This is a genomic window from Ralstonia condita, from assembly GCF_958405655.1.
Classification (GTDB): domain Bacteria; phylum Pseudomonadota; class Gammaproteobacteria; order Burkholderiales; family Burkholderiaceae; genus Ralstonia; species Ralstonia condita.
Genome location: NZ_CATYWO010000002.1, coordinates 871,195 through 886,553, shown reverse-complemented (window position 1 = coordinate 886,553; position 15,359 = coordinate 871,195). Strand labels below are relative to the sequence as shown.

At 64.6% G+C, this 15,359-nt stretch carries 17 protein-coding genes; 5 read left to right on the top strand and 12 right to left on the bottom strand.

Annotated features, from left to right (window positions below; all coding sequences use genetic code 11):
* Window positions 1-7: 7 nt before the first annotated feature.
* The 4 genes from R2N03_RS10565 to R2N03_RS10550 are packed head-to-tail and all read left to right on the top strand — an operon-like array spanning window position 8 to window position 2,013.
* On the top strand, window positions 8-835 hold the full coding sequence (locus tag R2N03_RS10565; protein ID WP_316657522.1) for an ABC transporter permease: 828 nt from the start codon (window positions 8-10) through the stop codon (window positions 833-835).
* Entirely contained in the window at window positions 832-1,371 is a 540-nt protein-coding gene (locus R2N03_RS10560) for a nitrous oxide reductase accessory protein NosL (RefSeq protein ID WP_316657521.1), read from the top strand. The genes R2N03_RS10565 and R2N03_RS10560 overlap by 4 nt, the downstream gene beginning before the upstream one ends.
* Before the next feature lie 19 nt (window positions 1,372-1,390).
* Window positions 1,391-1,660, top strand: a complete 270-nt coding sequence (locus R2N03_RS10555) for a hypothetical protein (RefSeq protein WP_316657520.1) — start codon at window positions 1,391-1,393, stop codon at window positions 1,658-1,660.
* 2 nt (window positions 1,661-1,662) lie between these two features.
* The gene (locus tag R2N03_RS10550; RefSeq protein ID WP_316657519.1) at window positions 1,663-2,013 is read left to right on the top strand and encodes a toxin-antitoxin system TumE family protein; all 351 of its coding nucleotides are present in this window, start codon (window positions 1,663-1,665) and stop codon (window positions 2,011-2,013) included.
* Between the two features lie 51 nt (window positions 2,014-2,064).
* Here R2N03_RS10550 and R2N03_RS10545 read toward each other — a convergent pair whose 3' ends face one another.
* Both R2N03_RS10545 and R2N03_RS10540 read right to left on the bottom strand, forming a co-directional pair.
* Complete coding sequence (locus tag R2N03_RS10545) at window positions 2,065-2,508, bottom strand: c-type cytochrome (protein ID WP_428984394.1); 444 nt, start codon at window positions 2,506-2,508, stop codon at window positions 2,065-2,067.
* Window positions 2,509-2,681: 173 nt separating this feature from the next.
* Entirely contained in the window at window positions 2,682-2,909 is a 228-nt protein-coding gene (locus R2N03_RS10540) for a hypothetical protein (protein WP_316657798.1), read from the bottom strand.
* A 37-nt stretch (window positions 2,910-2,946) separates the two neighbouring features.
* On the opposite strand from R2N03_RS10540, the gene yihG reads away from it, so the two are divergent.
* On the top strand, window positions 2,947-3,855 hold the full coding sequence (gene yihG / locus R2N03_RS10535) for a 1-acylglycerol-3-phosphate O-acyltransferase, YihG family (RefSeq protein ID WP_428984393.1): 909 nt from the start codon (window positions 2,947-2,949) through the stop codon (window positions 3,853-3,855).
* A 91-nt stretch (window positions 3,856-3,946) separates the two neighbouring features.
* On the opposite strand, the gene cheZ is transcribed toward yihG, so the two are convergent.
* From cheZ to R2N03_RS10485, 10 genes are all read right to left on the bottom strand, one after another.
* The gene (cheZ, locus tag R2N03_RS10530) at window positions 3,947-4,606 is read right to left on the bottom strand and encodes a protein phosphatase CheZ (protein WP_316657518.1); all 660 of its coding nucleotides are present in this window, start codon (window positions 4,604-4,606) and stop codon (window positions 3,947-3,949) included.
* Entirely contained in the window at window positions 4,606-5,010 is a 405-nt protein-coding gene (gene cheY, locus R2N03_RS10525; protein ID WP_316657517.1) for a chemotaxis response regulator CheY, read from the bottom strand. Before cheY ends, cheZ begins: the two co-directional genes overlap by 1 nt.
* Window positions 5,011-5,159: 149 nt before the next feature.
* Complete coding sequence (locus tag R2N03_RS10520) at window positions 5,160-6,308, bottom strand: protein-glutamate methylesterase/protein-glutamine glutaminase (protein ID WP_316657516.1); 1,149 nt, start codon at window positions 6,306-6,308, stop codon at window positions 5,160-5,162.
* Between the two features lie 24 nt (window positions 6,309-6,332).
* On the bottom strand, window positions 6,333-7,034 hold the full coding sequence (gene cheD / locus R2N03_RS10515) for a chemoreceptor glutamine deamidase CheD (protein WP_316657515.1): 702 nt from the start codon (window positions 7,032-7,034) through the stop codon (window positions 6,333-6,335).
* Window positions 7,031-7,912, bottom strand: a complete 882-nt coding sequence (locus R2N03_RS10510) for a CheR family methyltransferase (protein ID WP_316657783.1) — start codon at window positions 7,910-7,912, stop codon at window positions 7,031-7,033. The genes cheD and R2N03_RS10510 overlap by 4 nt, the downstream gene beginning before the upstream one ends.
* A gap of 107 nt (window positions 7,913-8,019) precedes the next feature.
* Complete coding sequence (locus R2N03_RS10505; RefSeq protein WP_316657514.1) at window positions 8,020-9,954, bottom strand: methyl-accepting chemotaxis protein; 1,935 nt, start codon at window positions 9,952-9,954, stop codon at window positions 8,020-8,022.
* 226 nt (window positions 9,955-10,180) lie between these two features.
* A complete protein-coding gene (locus R2N03_RS10500; RefSeq protein ID WP_316657513.1) occupies window positions 10,181-11,995 on the bottom strand; it encodes a methyl-accepting chemotaxis protein in 1,815 nt (604 codons plus the stop codon).
* Window positions 11,996-12,118: 123 nt separating this feature from the next.
* Window positions 12,119-12,610, bottom strand: a complete 492-nt coding sequence (locus R2N03_RS10495) for a chemotaxis protein CheW (protein ID WP_316657512.1) — start codon at window positions 12,608-12,610, stop codon at window positions 12,119-12,121.
* Between the two features lie 138 nt (window positions 12,611-12,748).
* A complete protein-coding gene (gene cheA, locus R2N03_RS10490; protein WP_316657511.1) occupies window positions 12,749-14,917 on the bottom strand; it encodes a chemotaxis protein CheA in 2,169 nt (722 codons plus the stop codon).
* Between the two features lie 17 nt (window positions 14,918-14,934).
* Complete coding sequence (locus R2N03_RS10485) at window positions 14,935-15,348, bottom strand: response regulator (protein WP_316657510.1); 414 nt, start codon at window positions 15,346-15,348, stop codon at window positions 14,935-14,937.
* Window positions 15,349-15,359 lie beyond the last annotated feature (11 nt).

Below are 15,359 nucleotides of genomic sequence, written 5' to 3'. Positions count from 1 at the left end.
GCCGGACATGCAACTGACACTCGAACCCCGGCAGATCGGTATCGTCGTCGCCAAGGAATTCCACGACCGCATCCGCAACCGGTGGGTGCTGGCGGTGACCACCGTATTGACAGCCTTTGCGCTGGTGATCGCCTACTTCGGTGCGGCACAGCAAGGCGAAGTCGGGCTGCGCGGCATGGAAGTCACGATCGCCAGCCTGGTCAGCCTGGTGATCTATCTCGTACCGCTGATTGCGTTGATTCTCGGCTTTGATGCGATCGTGGGGGAGCGCGAGCGCGGCTCGCTGGACCTGCTGCTTTCCATGCCGATCACCCGAGTCGAGCTGCTGCTCGGCAAATACCTCGGCTTAGCGGCCGCGCTGGCGTGCTCCACGATCGTCGGCTTTGGGCTGGTCGGGATACTGTTGGCCGTGAAGCTGCCGCTCGCGGCCATGTATCACTACGCCGGCTTCATGCTCAGTTCAGTGCTGCTGGGCATGGCCTTCCTCAGCCTGGCCCTGTTGGTGTCCGTCGTTGCCGCCGATCGCACGCGCGCAAGCGGTGTCGCCATCGCGCTGTGGTTCTTCTTCGTGCTGGTCTTCGATCTGCTCCTACTCGGCGCGCTGATCGCCACGGGCGGAAAGCTGGGATCGGACGCCCTGCCCTACCTGATGCTGCTCAACCCGGCAGACATCTTCCGCATCCTCAACATCTTCAGCTTTGACGAAGTCCGAACACTCTACGGTCTGGCGACCGTATTCCCCGAGCGCATGGCAGACCCGCTCGTGCTCGGCTCCCTCATGACCGCCTGGATCGTCGCTCCGCTCGCCGTGGCAGCATGGAAATTCCGCAAATGAAACGCACACTGCAACCTCCTCTATCCGCCCTGCGCCGCCGTGCGCGCACGGCCCTGTTCGCCACCGCAATCGTCCTGGCCGGCTGCCAAGGCGCCGCGTCTACGCCCGGTCCGATCGAACTCACGCGGGATACGCCCTGCAGCCTCGACGGCATGACGGTGGCTGACTTCCCCGGCCCGAAGGCGCAGATTCTGTATGACAAGGGCGCCCCCGACGTCTTCTGCGACACCATCGAGCTGTTCTCGATCGTGCTGCGCCCTGAACAACAGCGGCACATGCGCGCCATGTACGTGCAAGACATGGCCAAGACAGACTGGAATACGCCGCAGGGCCACTGGATCGATGCCCGCACAGCGTTCTACGTCGTGGGATCGAAGGCGCGCGGATCGATGGGCGCCACGTTTGCATCTTTTGCCACGCAGGCCGATGCGGACGCCTTCGCTACACATCAAGGCGGCAAGGTTTACAAGTTCAATGAAATAACGCCCCAAATGGCACAGCTCGACGGTGGCGTACTGAAAGACCACCAGATGTAACCGCCCCAGAGAACCCGAAATGATCGATTACTTTGCCAATCTACCGCCCGACGATGCCGTTCAGATGGAGCAGCTCAGCCGCTTGTCCTACGAGCTGCGGGAAAGCCGGCGCAAGCTGCTCGAACCCTATGGGGTGAACGACGAGGGGGATCTGCTCGCGCGTATCGCGGCGGCAGACTTGCCGGAGCATCCGGCCTATGAGCATTACCTCGGCTCACTCGCGCTTGCCACCGCCAGGCAAGACGTCACCGCGGAACTGAAGGCGCTGCTGGCGCGCATGGGAGGCTGATCATGCAGCACCTCGAACTCAAAGAGGCACTGGAGGCGCACTACGGTGCGGTGTTGGCGGAACCCCCGACGCTGTGCCAGGACGCCTTACTGGTCTCGCTCAACAACGGCGTTCTGCTCGAACTGCGTTACCCCGCTGCGTCGGAATACGCAATCGCGTGGCGCTGGGGGGATGCGCAATTACGCATCGACACCGCGCCGCTGCATCGCACCCTCGCCACCTTCCCGAACCATCTGCACGATGCGTCGGACGTGCTGCGTGAAGATCGCCTGACCCACCCGAGCGCGGAACCCTGGGCCAACGTGCGCGCCGTGATCGATGCCGTGCTGGTCGACCCGCTGTTGCAAGCATAAGCAAACGGCGCTCACCCGGAGCGCCGCCAACCCTACCCGAGGGCGATGTCGTTACGTCGCCTTCGACGTCATGTAGTCGACCCCCGCCTTCACGTCCTCATCGCTGAGCGATGCATTGCCGCCTTTCGCGGGCATCGTGCCCTTGCTGCCCGTGAAACCGTGCAGCGCGTGATCGTAAAGGGTGTCCTTGCCCTGCGCGATGCGAGGGGCCCAATCGTCCTTCGATTTGAACATCGGCGCACCGCCGGCACCGGTGCCGTGGCACATCGCACAGGTGGACTTGTAGACCTTCTCCCCTTTCTCGACGCCGCCGGCGGCGGCCTGCGCCGGTGCGGGCGCTGCAGCCACAGTTGCGGAGGGCGCAGCGGCGGTGGAGGCTGCCGAAGCCGCTTCGTTTTTGCTGCATGCGGTGAGCAAGGTGAACCCCACAAGGGCAGCAATGGTGATAGGTCGTATGAGCACGTCGATACCTCGAATCAAAAGGAGTGAGAACAGTGGCGCCAAGAGGCCATGACCATGGTAAGAATGAATGCCGCTTCAAGCCTTGACGCCAATCAGGGCAAGGCTTTGTGAGCCGTTATAAGGTGCCAACATCCCTACGGCGGGCAGGGAAATACCGTTCGGATAGCACGGCTCTTGTCACCTTTCTGATCGCCTGCAAGATCCACTCAGGCCGTGTCATCGCCGTACGCTGCCACGCCGCCGCGCATGCGGTGACCATCAGCGTCGCGAGCCATCGAGCCACGCCAGATGTTCAACGCCGATGCCTCGATGCAACATGTTTTCTGATGCAGGCCAAGGTATCGCGACAAGCTCTGCACGACACTGTTGGCCATGCCTAATATCAATCCATCCCGGTCCAGACGCGCCATCGTGCCCTCGATATCCGAACCCACGCGGCCCTCATCGCCGCCGCCTACGCCAGACACACCGCTGACCCGCACGCTACATGCCGGCCTGGGGCTGCTCAGCCTGCTCTTGCTGGCACTCAACACCGTGTTCTGGAGCGTGCCGCTGTTCCTGCTCGCCTTGTTCAAGCTGCTGGTGCCCGCAGCCGCGGTACGGCGGCGGATCGACCCGCTGCTCAATCGCATCGCCACAAGCTGGATCAGTTGCAACAGCGTGTGGATCGGCCTGCTGCAACGCGAGCCCTGGAGCGTGGAGGGCGTCAATGATCTGCGCTATGCGGGCTGGTACCTCGTCAACTGCAATCACCGCTCGTGGGTCGACATCTTCGTGTTGCAGTGGACCCTGAACGGGCGCATCCCGCTGTTGAAGTTCTTCCTCAAGCAACAGTTGATCTACGTGCCGGTGATCGGACTGGCGTGGTGGGCGCTGGACTTCCCCTTCATGCGCCGGCACTCCAAGACGGCATTGCGCCGGCATCCCGAGCTGCGCAATCAGGATCGGGAAACGACACGGCGCGCATGCGCGAAGTTCGCCAAGGTGCCGACCAGCGTCATGAACTTTGCAGAGGGTACGCGTTACACCCCCGCAAAGCATCGCGCGCAGTCATCGCCGTACCGTCATCTGCTCAAGCCCAAGGCAGGCGCCATGGCACTTGCGCTCAACGCCATGGGCGAGCAATTCCAGGCGCTGCTGGATGTCAGCATTGCCTACCCGGACGGCACGCCCAGCTTCTGGGCGCTTGCCAGTGGCCGTGCTGGCCGGGCGATGGTGCACGTACGCGAACTGCCGATTCCGGCGGGGCTGTGCGCGGGCGACTACGCCGCCGATGCGGCATTCCGCGGCGAATTTCATCGCTGGCTGGCACAGCTGTGGGAGGAGAAGGACGCGCAGATCGACGCCATGCTGGCGCGCGCGACGCTACCGAACCAATAAAGGGCATCGCTGCGCTGCAGCCGCGGGCGCGTGGAAGGCCAAGCGGAGAGACGCCGCCCCCCGCATCCCGCGAGGGGCCGGCCATGCAGGCTCAGAAGCCGAGGCTTTCCAGCAGGTCGTCGACCTGTTCCTGGTTGGCCACCACGTCGGGGTGGTTCGGATTGATTTGAGGACCGTTGAGCAGCGAGGAGTTCGCTTCCGTGCGCAGATGTTCCGGCGCGTTGTCGAGCAGGATGCCGACAAGCTGGCTCTCGATGAGCTGGACCACGTCCAGCACCTTCTTGATGACCTGGCCGGTCAGGTCCTGAAAGTCCTGCGCCATCAGGATTTCCATCAGCTGCTGGTTGGTGTCGCGCGTCTTTTGCGGGACGCTGCGCAGGAAACCGTTGGTCTGCCCGACCAGCTCGCGGATGTCGTCGTCGCCCAGTTGGCGGTCCATCCACGACTGCCAGCGGTTGACCAGCGCCTCGGCGTCGGTTTCCAGCGCGTCCTGCACAGGGCGCGCTGCGTCGATGGCATTGAGCACGCGGGTGGCTGCCTGCTCGGTCATGTTGGCGATGTAGTTCAGGCGATCACGCGCATCGGGAATGGCGGATGCGGCTTTCTCCACGCCCTTGTCCAGGCCCAGCTCCCGCATGCTCTCGCGCAGCATGCGCGTGAGGTGGCCGATGCGCTGGAGCATTTCCGGCATGTCGCCGTGATCCACTCCGTCTGCGGCCGGCGCCTGCGCCCCGTCAAGCATCTCGCTCATTACGCCCCCGCTTTTTCGAGCTTCTCGAAAATCTTGCCCAGCTTCTCATCCAGCGTGGCCGCAGTGAACGGCTTGACCACGTAACCGCTGGCGCCAGCCTGGGCCGCGGCAATGATGTTTTCCTTCTTGGCTTCGGCCGTCACCATCAGCACGGGCAGCTTGCTGATGACGGGGTTGGCATCCGCACGGATGCTCTGCAGCATCTGCAGGCCATCCATGTTGGGCATGTTCCAGTCCGAAATCACAAAATCGAACCGGCCTTCCTTGACCTTGGCCAGGCCGGCGGCGCCGTCTTCGGCCTCGTCGACGTTGGAAAAACCGAGTTCCTTGAGCAGGTTACGCACGATTCGGCGCATCGTCGGGAAATCGTCGACGACGAGGAATCGGAACTGGCTCTTGTCCATGGACACAATCTCCGCAAACTGACTGAATTGGGGGGTTTCGGGACTACCTTGGCAGTGTTATCGGCGCCTGGAGCCATTTCTTGAGCGCCGGCACGCGTCGGGGCGCGCCACTGCTGCGTCCCGCAATCGCCGTACCTGCGCGTTACGCGTTAAACACGCGTCACACGACCATGGGCGGACAGCCTGGCCAGCACGTGCGGACCGATCTGCGACAGCGGCAGAACTTCGTGCACGCCGCCGTGGGCGACCGCCTCCTTGGGCATGCCGTAGACCACGCACGACGCCTCGTCCTGGGCGACGTTGTAGGCGCCGGCATTGCGCATTTCCAGCATGCCGGCGGCGCCGTCCTTGCCCATGCCAGTCAGGATCACCCCCAGGGCGTTGGCCCCGGCGTTGCGCGCCGCCGAGCGGAACAGCACATCCACCGCGGGACGGTGGCGATTGACGGGCGGGCCCTGGTCCAGCTCCGTGATGTAGTTGGCGCCGCTGCGGCCGAGCGACAGGTGCATGTCGCCAGGGGCAATGTAGGCGTGACCGGGCAGGACGCGTTCGCCATGCACGGCTTCCTTCACGCGGATGCGGCACAGGCCATCCAGCCGCTTGGCGAATGACGTGGTGAAGCCCGCCGGCATGTGCTGCACGATCAGGATGCCCGGACAATCGGGCGGCATCTCCACGAGGAACTCCTTGATGGCTTCAGTGCCGCCGGTGGAGGCACCCACGATGATGAGCTTTTCCGTCGACGAGAAATGGGTACGCGCCGGGGCAGCCGCCACCGGCGCCGCCGCCGCGTGGTCTGCGCGAACGTGTGCGCCGACGGCTGGACCAACGGCCGCGGCTGCATGGCCCACCACCGGCGCGGCAGGGGCTGCCGTGCGCGGGCGCAGCCTTGCGCGGGCGGCCACGCGGATCTTGTCGGCAATCTGGTCGGCGTACTCGTTCATACCGTCACGCATGCCCAGCTTGGGCTTGGCGACGAAATCCACCGCGCCCAGTTCCAGCGCGCGCAGCGTGGCCTCGGAGCCGCGCTCGGTCAGCGACGAGATCATCACCACTGGCATCGGCCGCAGGCGCATGAGCTTTTCGAGGAAGTCGAGGCCATCCATCTTCGGCATTTCGACGTCCAGCGTGAGCACATCCGGGTTGGTCTGCTTGATGAGGTCGCGCGCGATGATCGGGTCCGGCGCCACACCCACCACTTCCATATCGGGCTGGCTGTTGATGATTTCCTTCAGGATGCTGCGGATCAGTGCGGAATCGTCGATGCACAGCACCTGAATCTTGCGTTTGTCGTTCATGTTGTTGTGGGGCAAGTCCAGGAATTACGTAAACAATTGCAGGCGCGAGGCCGATTTGGCGGCAATGGACTTCGACAGCTTGCTCGCGTACTGCGCTTCGCTGTCGAGATCGGCGGTGGAGCTTTGCGAGCGCAGCTTGCGCACCATGATCTGACCCGTGGATGGCACGAAGTAGACCTTGCGCGGATACACGTCGAAGAGGTCCTTGGCGGCCACGGGCAACCCCTCGCTGCGCAGGAACTCGAGCACGAACTTGCCGTTGCGCTCGCCCACGTCGAGCGTGCTCATGCCGGCCAGCACGGCGGCGCCGCCAAACACCTTGATCTCAAGGTGCTCACGTCGGGCGCCGGCCTTGTAGAGCTGGTTGAGCAGCACTTCCATGGCGTGCGTGCCATAGCGCATGGATGGCGACAGGATCGATTCCCCCTCGTTGCGCGAGGGCAGCATGAAATGGTTCATGCCGCCAATGCCGAGGGTCTTGTCGCGCACGCAGGCCGAGACGCAGGAGCCCAGCACCGTCACCAGCATCAGGTCTTCGGTCGTGACGAAATACTCGCCCGGGAGCACCTTCATGGCGCGGCGGCTGAAGGTGGTGTCGTAGTAGGCGTGCGTGCTGGCGGCCGACTGCGCGAGCGTGGCCATGGCCCCGGCGCTCATTCCGCTGTCGTTGCGCACGGCGTCGGCCATGGCGGCGCGCGGCACGGCCTTCTTGCTGAATTCGATCATCGCGCCCCCGCCACTCTGGCCCGCAATTCAGGCGCGATTTCATACACGGTCTTGCCCCGCAATGACCACGCCTTGGTCACCTGCAGGAAGCTCTCCGAATGGCCGGCAAACAGCAGTCCGTCGGGCTTCATCACGTCGATGAAGTGCTCCAGGATCTTGGCCTGCGTCGGCTTGTCGAAGTAGATCATGACGTTGCGGCAGAAGATCACGTCAAACTTCTGCGTCAGCGGCCAATCGCGGTCGAGCAGGTTGATCTGGCGGAAGTCGATCATCGCCTGCAATTCAGGACGCACCCTCGCATACCCCTCATGCTTACCGGTGCCCCGCAGGAAATACTTCTTCAGGCGCTCGGTGGACAGCGCAGCCACGCGCTCCATCGGGTAGATGCCGGCGCGCGCACGGGCCAGCGCGTTGGTATCGACGTCGGAGGCCACCACGCTCACCTGCCCCGGGTTCATCGAGCCGAAGGTCTCGGCCAGGGTGATGGCGATCGAATACGGTTCTTCTCCGGTGGACGATGCCGAGCACCACACCGAAAACGGCGTGCGCTTGGCCTTGGCATGCTCGGCCAGGATCGGAAAGTGATGCTGCTCGCGAAAGAACGCCGTCAGGTTGGTGGTGAGCGCATTGGTGAACGCTTCCCACTCGTCGGGCAGATGGCCGTTTTCCAGCGCATCAAGATAGTCGCGGAACGAACCGAGGTTGACCACGCGCAGGCGGCGCGCCAGGCGGCTGTAGACCATCTCGCTCTTGCGGTCGGACAACGAAATGCCCACGCGGCGATAGATCAGGTTGCGGATGCGGGTGAAATCTTCCGCCGTAAAGGAAAACTCACGCGACGCAAGCGTCGGCGAGACTGGCGCCAAGGTTTGTGCCATAGCCATAGGTAACTACCCCGAAATGTCGCGGGTCTGGCGCCCGCTTTCCGTCAGTGGCGGGCACCGTACCGCGTGCCGCGCCCGATTTGTGACGGGCGAGGCTGGCGTCAGAACGTGCTCCAATCCTCATCATCGGCAGAAGCCGCTGCCAGCTTGAGGGCTGGCGCCGCTGCGGCGACTGAAACCGCAGCCGTCGCCGCGTGCGCGACCGAAGAATGTGCCTCAAGATGCGCTTTCTCGCCTTGATCCGCCGCAACGGCAGCCGGGTCGCCTGCGCGGTCGGCGCCCGCGAGGCTGCCCGTCACCGGCGCGGCCTGGGGCGATTTGCGCGCGGCAATCGCCCGTGCGACGGAAGGCACCACCTCGTTCACCACCGCGTTCTTCCTGTCCGGCCGCGCCTCGCTGCGCGCGGGCGTGGCAAGCGGCGCCGCAGCCGTCTGGACGGCCGCCCGCTCGGAGTGCGCGGCCCGCCCGTCGGTACGGAACGCCGCCACCGCATCACGCAGCAGCTGCGCCTGCTCCTCCAGCGACAGCGCGGCGGCGGCGGCCTCCTCTACCAGCGCGGCATTCTGCTGCGTGACCTCATCCATCTGGTTCACCGCCTGGTTCACCTGCTCGATACCCGAACTTTGCTCGTCCGAGGCGGCGGATATCTCGCCCATGATGTCGGTCACACGCTTGACGGCCACCACCACTTCGTCGATCACGGTACCGGCCTCGGCCACGAGCGCCGAGCCGTTACGCACGCGGCCGACCGAATCGCCGATCAGTTCCTTGATCTCCTTGGCTGCCGTGGCACTGCGCTGCGCCAGGCTGCGCACTTCACCCGCCACCACCGCAAAGCCCCGCCCCTGCTCGCCCGCGCGCGCGGCTTCCACCGCCGCATTCAGCGCCAGGATGTTGGTCTGGAACGCAATGCCCTCGATCACGCCGATGATGTCCGCGATCTTCTTGCTGCTGGCGTTGATGCCGGCCATGGTTTCCACCACGCGGCCGACCACCTCGCCGCCTTTGACGGCGATGTCCGACGCATTGCCCGCCAACTGGCTCGCCTGGCGGGCGTTGTCCGCGTTCTGCTTCACGATGCTCGTGAGCTCTTCCATGCTCGAGGCAGTTTCTTCCAGCGACGAGGCCTGTTCTTCCGTGCGCTGCGACAGGTCCGCGTTGCCGGCCGCAATCTGCTTGGTCGCACTGGCGATCGAATCTGCCGAGCTCTTGATGTTGGTGATGGTGCCGGTCAGATGCTGCTGCATCTGCGCCATGGCAAACAGCATGCTGCTGCGGTCACCGGGGCGCGTCTGCACGTGCACGGCGAGGTCTCCGGCGGCAATGCGGCGGGCGATGTCGGCGGCATAAGCCGGCTCGCCGCCCAATTGGCGCGACAGGCGCCGGGCGATCACGATGCCCAGCACGATGCCCAGCAGCGCCCCTGCAAACGCCATGACGATCATCACCAGGCGGGAACGGTGGGCCTCGTCGCGGGCCTTGATGGTCGACGCGGAGGACACCTCTTCCACCCGCTTGACCATCTTGTCGAGCGTCTTTTCGAAAGCAGCCGTGTCATCCAGCAAGCCGACGTTTTCCGCCGTCACGCGACTGTCGAACTGGGTCGGGTCCAGCCCCTGCTTGTCCATCAGCGCGACGAAATCCGTCATGCGCTTGCTCCAGACCGGGTAGATCGCATCCACCTCGCGGATCATCTTCTTGCCCTCGTCGGACGTGAAGAGCGGACGGACGTTATCCACGCCGTCCTTCAGGTGCTGCATGCTGTCGTTGATCTGCCCGCTGAGCGCCTTGCGCTCGTTCAGCGTGGTGGCAATCAGCAACGCGGTCTGCGCGCGGCTGGCATGCGCCAGGCTGTTGGCGGCACTGCCCATCTGCGTGATGGCGCGCATCTGCTTCTGTGCCAGTTCTTCGCTGGCCTTGGTTAGCTGCGTGATCGTGTACACGCCCAACCCGCCGATGGCCGCGCCCATGGCGGCCACGACCAGGAATCCACCCATCAGCACCGTGGACACCGGCAAACGCTTGATCCAACCCATCTGTCTACCTCTCTCTCTTTTATATGCCCCTGTAACCGCTATCGGTCCATTGGGGACGGCTCTTTAGAACCGCCGTGGGGTCATGCCACTTCGGAGGGGGGTCGCCCCTTCATCAGCTTGCACGACTTGCCCAGGCAAAAAAAAACCTGCCCCAAGGGGCAGGCTGCACACCACAAACACGCACGAGAGAGCTTTCGCGAGCAGCGAAGATCTCGTGCATACATGGTTAAAAGGTTTCCCAATCGCTATCGTTGCCGCCTGCGGCCACGAGCGTGGGGTGTTGCACGTTGCGCACCGGCGGCGCCGGTCGGGCGGCCGCAGGGCGCTCACGTTGCGGTGCCTTCGCAGCGGCAGGCGCTGCAGCGGCCTGCGCCGTGACTGTTCTGGTGCGCGGCCTGGCATCGCGATGGGCGATTGCGCTGGCCTTCGACACCACCGGCCTGACCGCCTCGGGCGTGCCTGCCCGAAGGGCCGGCATTGCCGCCTGAGGCGCAGCGTCCTGTGTACGGAACAGCGCTACCGCCTCACGCAACCCGTTCGTCTGCTCCTGCAGCGACATGGCGGCGGCAGCGGCCTGCTCGACGAGTGCCGCGTTCTGCTGCGTGCCCTCGTCCATTCTCGTGACGGCCACGTTGACCTGCTCGATCCCTGCGCTCTGCTCGTCGGACGCCGAGCTGATCTCCCCCATGATGTCCGTCACGCGCTTGACGGCGACGACCACCTCGTCGATCACGCTGCCGGCTTCCGCCACCAAGGTCGAACCGTTCTCAACGCGGCCGACTGAATCGCTGATGAGTTCCTTGATTTCCTTGGCTGCCGTGGCACTGCGCTGCGCCAGGCTGCGCACTTCACCCGCCACCACCGCAAAGCCCCGCCCCTGCTCGCCCGCGCGCGCGGCTTCCACCGCCGCATTCAGCGCCAGGATGTTGGTCTGGAACGCAATGCCCTCGATCACGCCGATGATGTCCGCGATCTTCTTGCTGCTGGCGTTGATGCCGGCCATGGTTTCCACCACGCGGCCGACCACCTCGCCGCCTTTGACGGCGATGTCCGACGCATTGCCCGCCAACTGGCTCGCCTGGCGGGCGTTGTCCGCGTTCTGCTTCACGATGCTCGTGAGCTCTTCCATGCTCGAGGCAGTTTCTTCCAGCGACGAGGCCTGTTCTTCCGTGCGCTGCGACAAGTCCGCGTTGCCGGCCGCAATCTGCTTGGTGGCAGCGGCAATCGAGTCAGACCCGGCACGCACCTGCCCCACCATCTTTTGCAGGCTCTCCTGCATGCGCTGCAAGGCCTGCAGCAGTCGGCCGGTTTCATCCACCCGTTCCACACGGATGGTGTGCGTGAGGTCGCCTTGCGTGATGTGCTCTGCCTGTTCAATCGCGCGCGTCAGCGGCAGCGTGATGGAACGGCGCAGCGCCCAGGTCAGCAGCCCACCCGCCACGATGCCAGCGAGCAGCAAACCCGTCGTGAGTGCGGTCAGCGTGTTGTGCTCGTGCTGGCTGGCTTCGTAGCTGCCCCTGGCCACGTCCAACTGCAGGCGGTTGAGCGCCGCCACCTTGTCGCCCAGGGGGCGGTACAGCGCGGGCATGACGTCCATGACCGTCTTGTTGATGCGCGCCTCGTCATGGGCTTGCACCGCCTGCATCAGCACATGGGCGCCATCGCGCACGAATGCGCTGCGCAGCGTCTCGGCCTCATCGGCCATCCTGCGCTCCTCTGCCGTGACGGGTAGCGCGCGATAGCGCTTCCAGGCGGCATCGGACTTATCGAGGAACATTTGCGCACGCTCGACCGTTTTTTCCATGCCCGGCGCGTTCGGCGCCATCGCCGCACGGTCCAGCACGATGCGGAAGCTCAACAGGTTGGAATCGGACTCAGCCAACGCCACCGTCCCCGCCATCTGCACGGCATACGTGTCCTGCACCCGGCTATTGGCATGCCGCATACCGATCAGGCCGGTGACACCCACGATGACGGCGAGTACACCGACGCCTGCCATCATCAGCCCCAACCGGAGCCGGATGGTCATTCTGCTGAACATGCTTTCCTCCCCTTGCGGCGCCGCACCTGTTGACACGGTGTCTTGTCGCCCCCGGACGCCTGCCGCCCGGACACATTGGACGCTGGCACGTGCGAAGTGCCGCGTCCGCGTTTCATGCCGCCGTCAGGCCGCCTCGGCCTCGTCGCACAGCGCCATGTCTGCAGACAGCAGCAGGCGCTCGATGTCCACCAGGATCAGCATGCGCTCGTCGATCGAGCCCAGGCCACGGATGTACTCCGTGTCGAGCGCGCCCGAGAACTCCGGCGCCGGCTTGATCTGCTGGCTTTGCAGCGTCAACACATCCGACACGCCGTCCACCACGATGCCGACCACGCGATCCTTCAGGTTCAGAATGATCACGACGGTGTACTGGTTGTACTCGACGCGCTCGAGCTGGAACTTGATGCGCAGGTCGACGATCGGCACGATGATGCCGCGCAGGTTGATCACCCCCTTGATGAAATCGGGCGCGTTGGCGATGCGCGTGACCGTCTCGTAGCCACGGATTTCCTGCACCTTCAGGATATCGATGCCGTATTCCTCACGGCCCAGCGTGAAGGCCAGGTACTCCTCTCCGCCGGTGTCCTCACCGATCGCATGTTCCTTGACTTCCATTGCGGCTCCCCTCGGCCCCTTGGGGCCATTCAATTGAATTCGTTTTCCGTTGGCTGGCTGCCCGGTCCAGACGGGCCCCGACCCTTATGCCGCTTATGCCGCTTATGCCGCCTATACCGCTTACGCCGCGGACGCCGATTACGCTGCGGCCATCGCCACGGTCGAGAATCGACCTGCCTGAGCTTCGCCCACCTCCGGCTTTTCGGCACTAACGGCACGCATCGCGTTTTCTGAATGGCCCGCGCGCGTCTCGCGCATCAGCGCCGACACATCCACGATCAGGGCCACGCTGCCATCGCCGAGGATGGTCGCGCCGGAGATGCCCGGCACGCGGCGGTAGTTGGTCTCGAGGTTCTTGACGACCACCTGTTGCTGACCGACCAGCTCGTCGACCTGCAGCGCGATCTTCTTGCCCTCCGAATCCAGGATCACGACGATGCCTTCCGACGGATCGGGCAGCGACGGCGTGATGCGGAAGCGTTCGTACATCGGCACCAGCGTCAGGTATTCGTTGCGCACCTTGAGCAGGCGACCACCGCCCGGCACGGCCTTGATGTCTTCCGGACGCGGCTGCAGCGATTCGGCCACGCACGACAGCGGGAGGATGAACACTTCTTCGCCGGTCTTGACCGACATGCCGTCCAGGATTGCCAGCGTGAGCGGCAGCACGATGCGGATCGTCGTGCCCTTGCCCTTCTGCGACTGGATCTCGACGTAGCCGCCCATCGACTGGATGTTCTGCTTGACCACGTCCATGCCCACGCCGCGGCCCGACACGTCCGTCACCTGGTCGGCGGTGGAAAAACCCGGCGCGAAGATGAGCTGGTTGATCTCGTCGTCGGTCATGTTGTCCGACACCGCCAGGCCGCGCTCGCGCGCCTTCTTGAGGATCTTGTCGCGGTTCAGGCCCTGGCCGTCGTCGCTCACCTCGATCACGATGTTGCCGCCCTGGTGGGCAGCGGAGAGCAGCAGCTGGCCGGTCGCGTCCTTGCCGGCCGCCACGCGGGCTTCCGGTGACTCGATACCGTGGTCCAGGCTGTTGCGCACCAGGTGCGTGAGCGGGTCGATGATCCGTTCAATCAGGCCCTTGTCCAGTTCGGTGGATTTGCCGAACGTCGACAGTTCGACCTGCTTGCCCAGCTTGTGCGCCAGGTCGCGCACCAGGCGCGGGAAGCGGTTGAACACATAGTCCATCGGCATCATGCGGATGGACATGGCGGCTTCCTGCAGGTCGCGTGCATTGCGCGTGAGCTGCGAGAGGCCCGCGAACAGGCGTTCGTTGAGGACCGGATCGAACGCCTGCGCCGTCTGGGCCAGCATGGCCTGCGTGATGACGAGTTCGCCGACCAGGTTGATGAGCTGGTCGACCTTCTCCACGCCCACGCGAATCGACGTTTCCGCCGCGACCGTCGGCTTTTCCGCGGCAGCGGGGCGCGAAGGCATCGGGGTGGCACCCGCTGCTGCCGCCGGTGCCTGCGGAGCTTCGTTGGCGGCAGGCGCATGCGCTTCGGTTTGCGCGGCAGCCGGCGTTGGCGCGGCCACGGCAGCCTCGGCCACGGCAGCGGCAGGCGCGGCATCAGCCACGTGCGGCGTGATGACGATCTGGTCGGCATCGATGATGAAGCAGCTCACCGCAACGATATCGTCGGCGGTGCAGGTGCTCTGCAGCACGATGTCGCTGTTGCGGCCGCTGCGCGCGTGGCGCAGCACGGTGCCCAGATGCTTGAGCTCGGACACGATCAGCTCGCAGTCCTCGTCCGACACATTGATGAGCTTGATATCGAGACCGCCATCGATTGCGCCGACCGGCTCGGCTACGGGGGCCTCGACAGCCACCTCGGTCTCGGCAACAGCCGCCGGCGCGAGGGCCGGCGCTGCCGCAGCAGGCTGTGGCGCGACGGCGGCGGCCGGTGCGCCTTCCTCGGCGGTCAGGCTGTTGAGCTTGGCCACCATGTATTCGAGCGTGGCCGTATCGATTGGGTGCTCTTGCCGGTAGGCGTCAAGTTGGCTTTTCAACACGTCTTTCGTTTCCAGGAAGGCATCCACCATGTTCTCGCGCAGCTGCAGGGTACCGGTGCGGGCGCGGTCCAGAATCGACTCCAGCACATGCGTGAGCTCGGTCATGTGCGTGAAACCGAAGGTTGCGGCACCGCCCTTGATGGAGTGGGCGCAGCGGAAGATGGCGTTCAGTTCGTCGGAGGTCGGGTTGGCGAGGTCGAGATCGAGCAGCAGCCGCTCCATGTCGACAAGCAGCTCTTCCGCCTCTTCGAAGAAGGCGCCGAAAAACTGGCTGAGATCGAGATTCATGTCGTGGTCTCTGTCGTTTAATGCGTCGATGCAGACCCGTGGGTCTGCGCGTGCCATTCGAACAGCTGCATCACCGAATCGGTCAGGCCCTCCGGATCGAACGGCTTGGGCAGGAACCCTGTGGCGCCCGCGGCACGCGCCTGTTCGCGGATGGTGCCGTCGGCCTCGGTGGTGAGCATCAGGATCGGCGTGTCGGCATAGGCCGGCAGTGAACGGAGCGCGCGGATGAGCGTGAGGCCGTCCATCGAAGGCATCACCTGGTCGGTGATCACGAGGTGGTGGCTGTCGCCGATATGGTTGCGCACGGCATCAAGCGCGGCGGAGCCATCCACCGCTTCCGTGACCGCAAATCCGCACTCGCGCAGGCATGCGGCGATCATCCGGCGGATCGAAGTGGAATCGTCCACCACCAGGATATGTTTCTCGCTCATTGGCTGTTTCT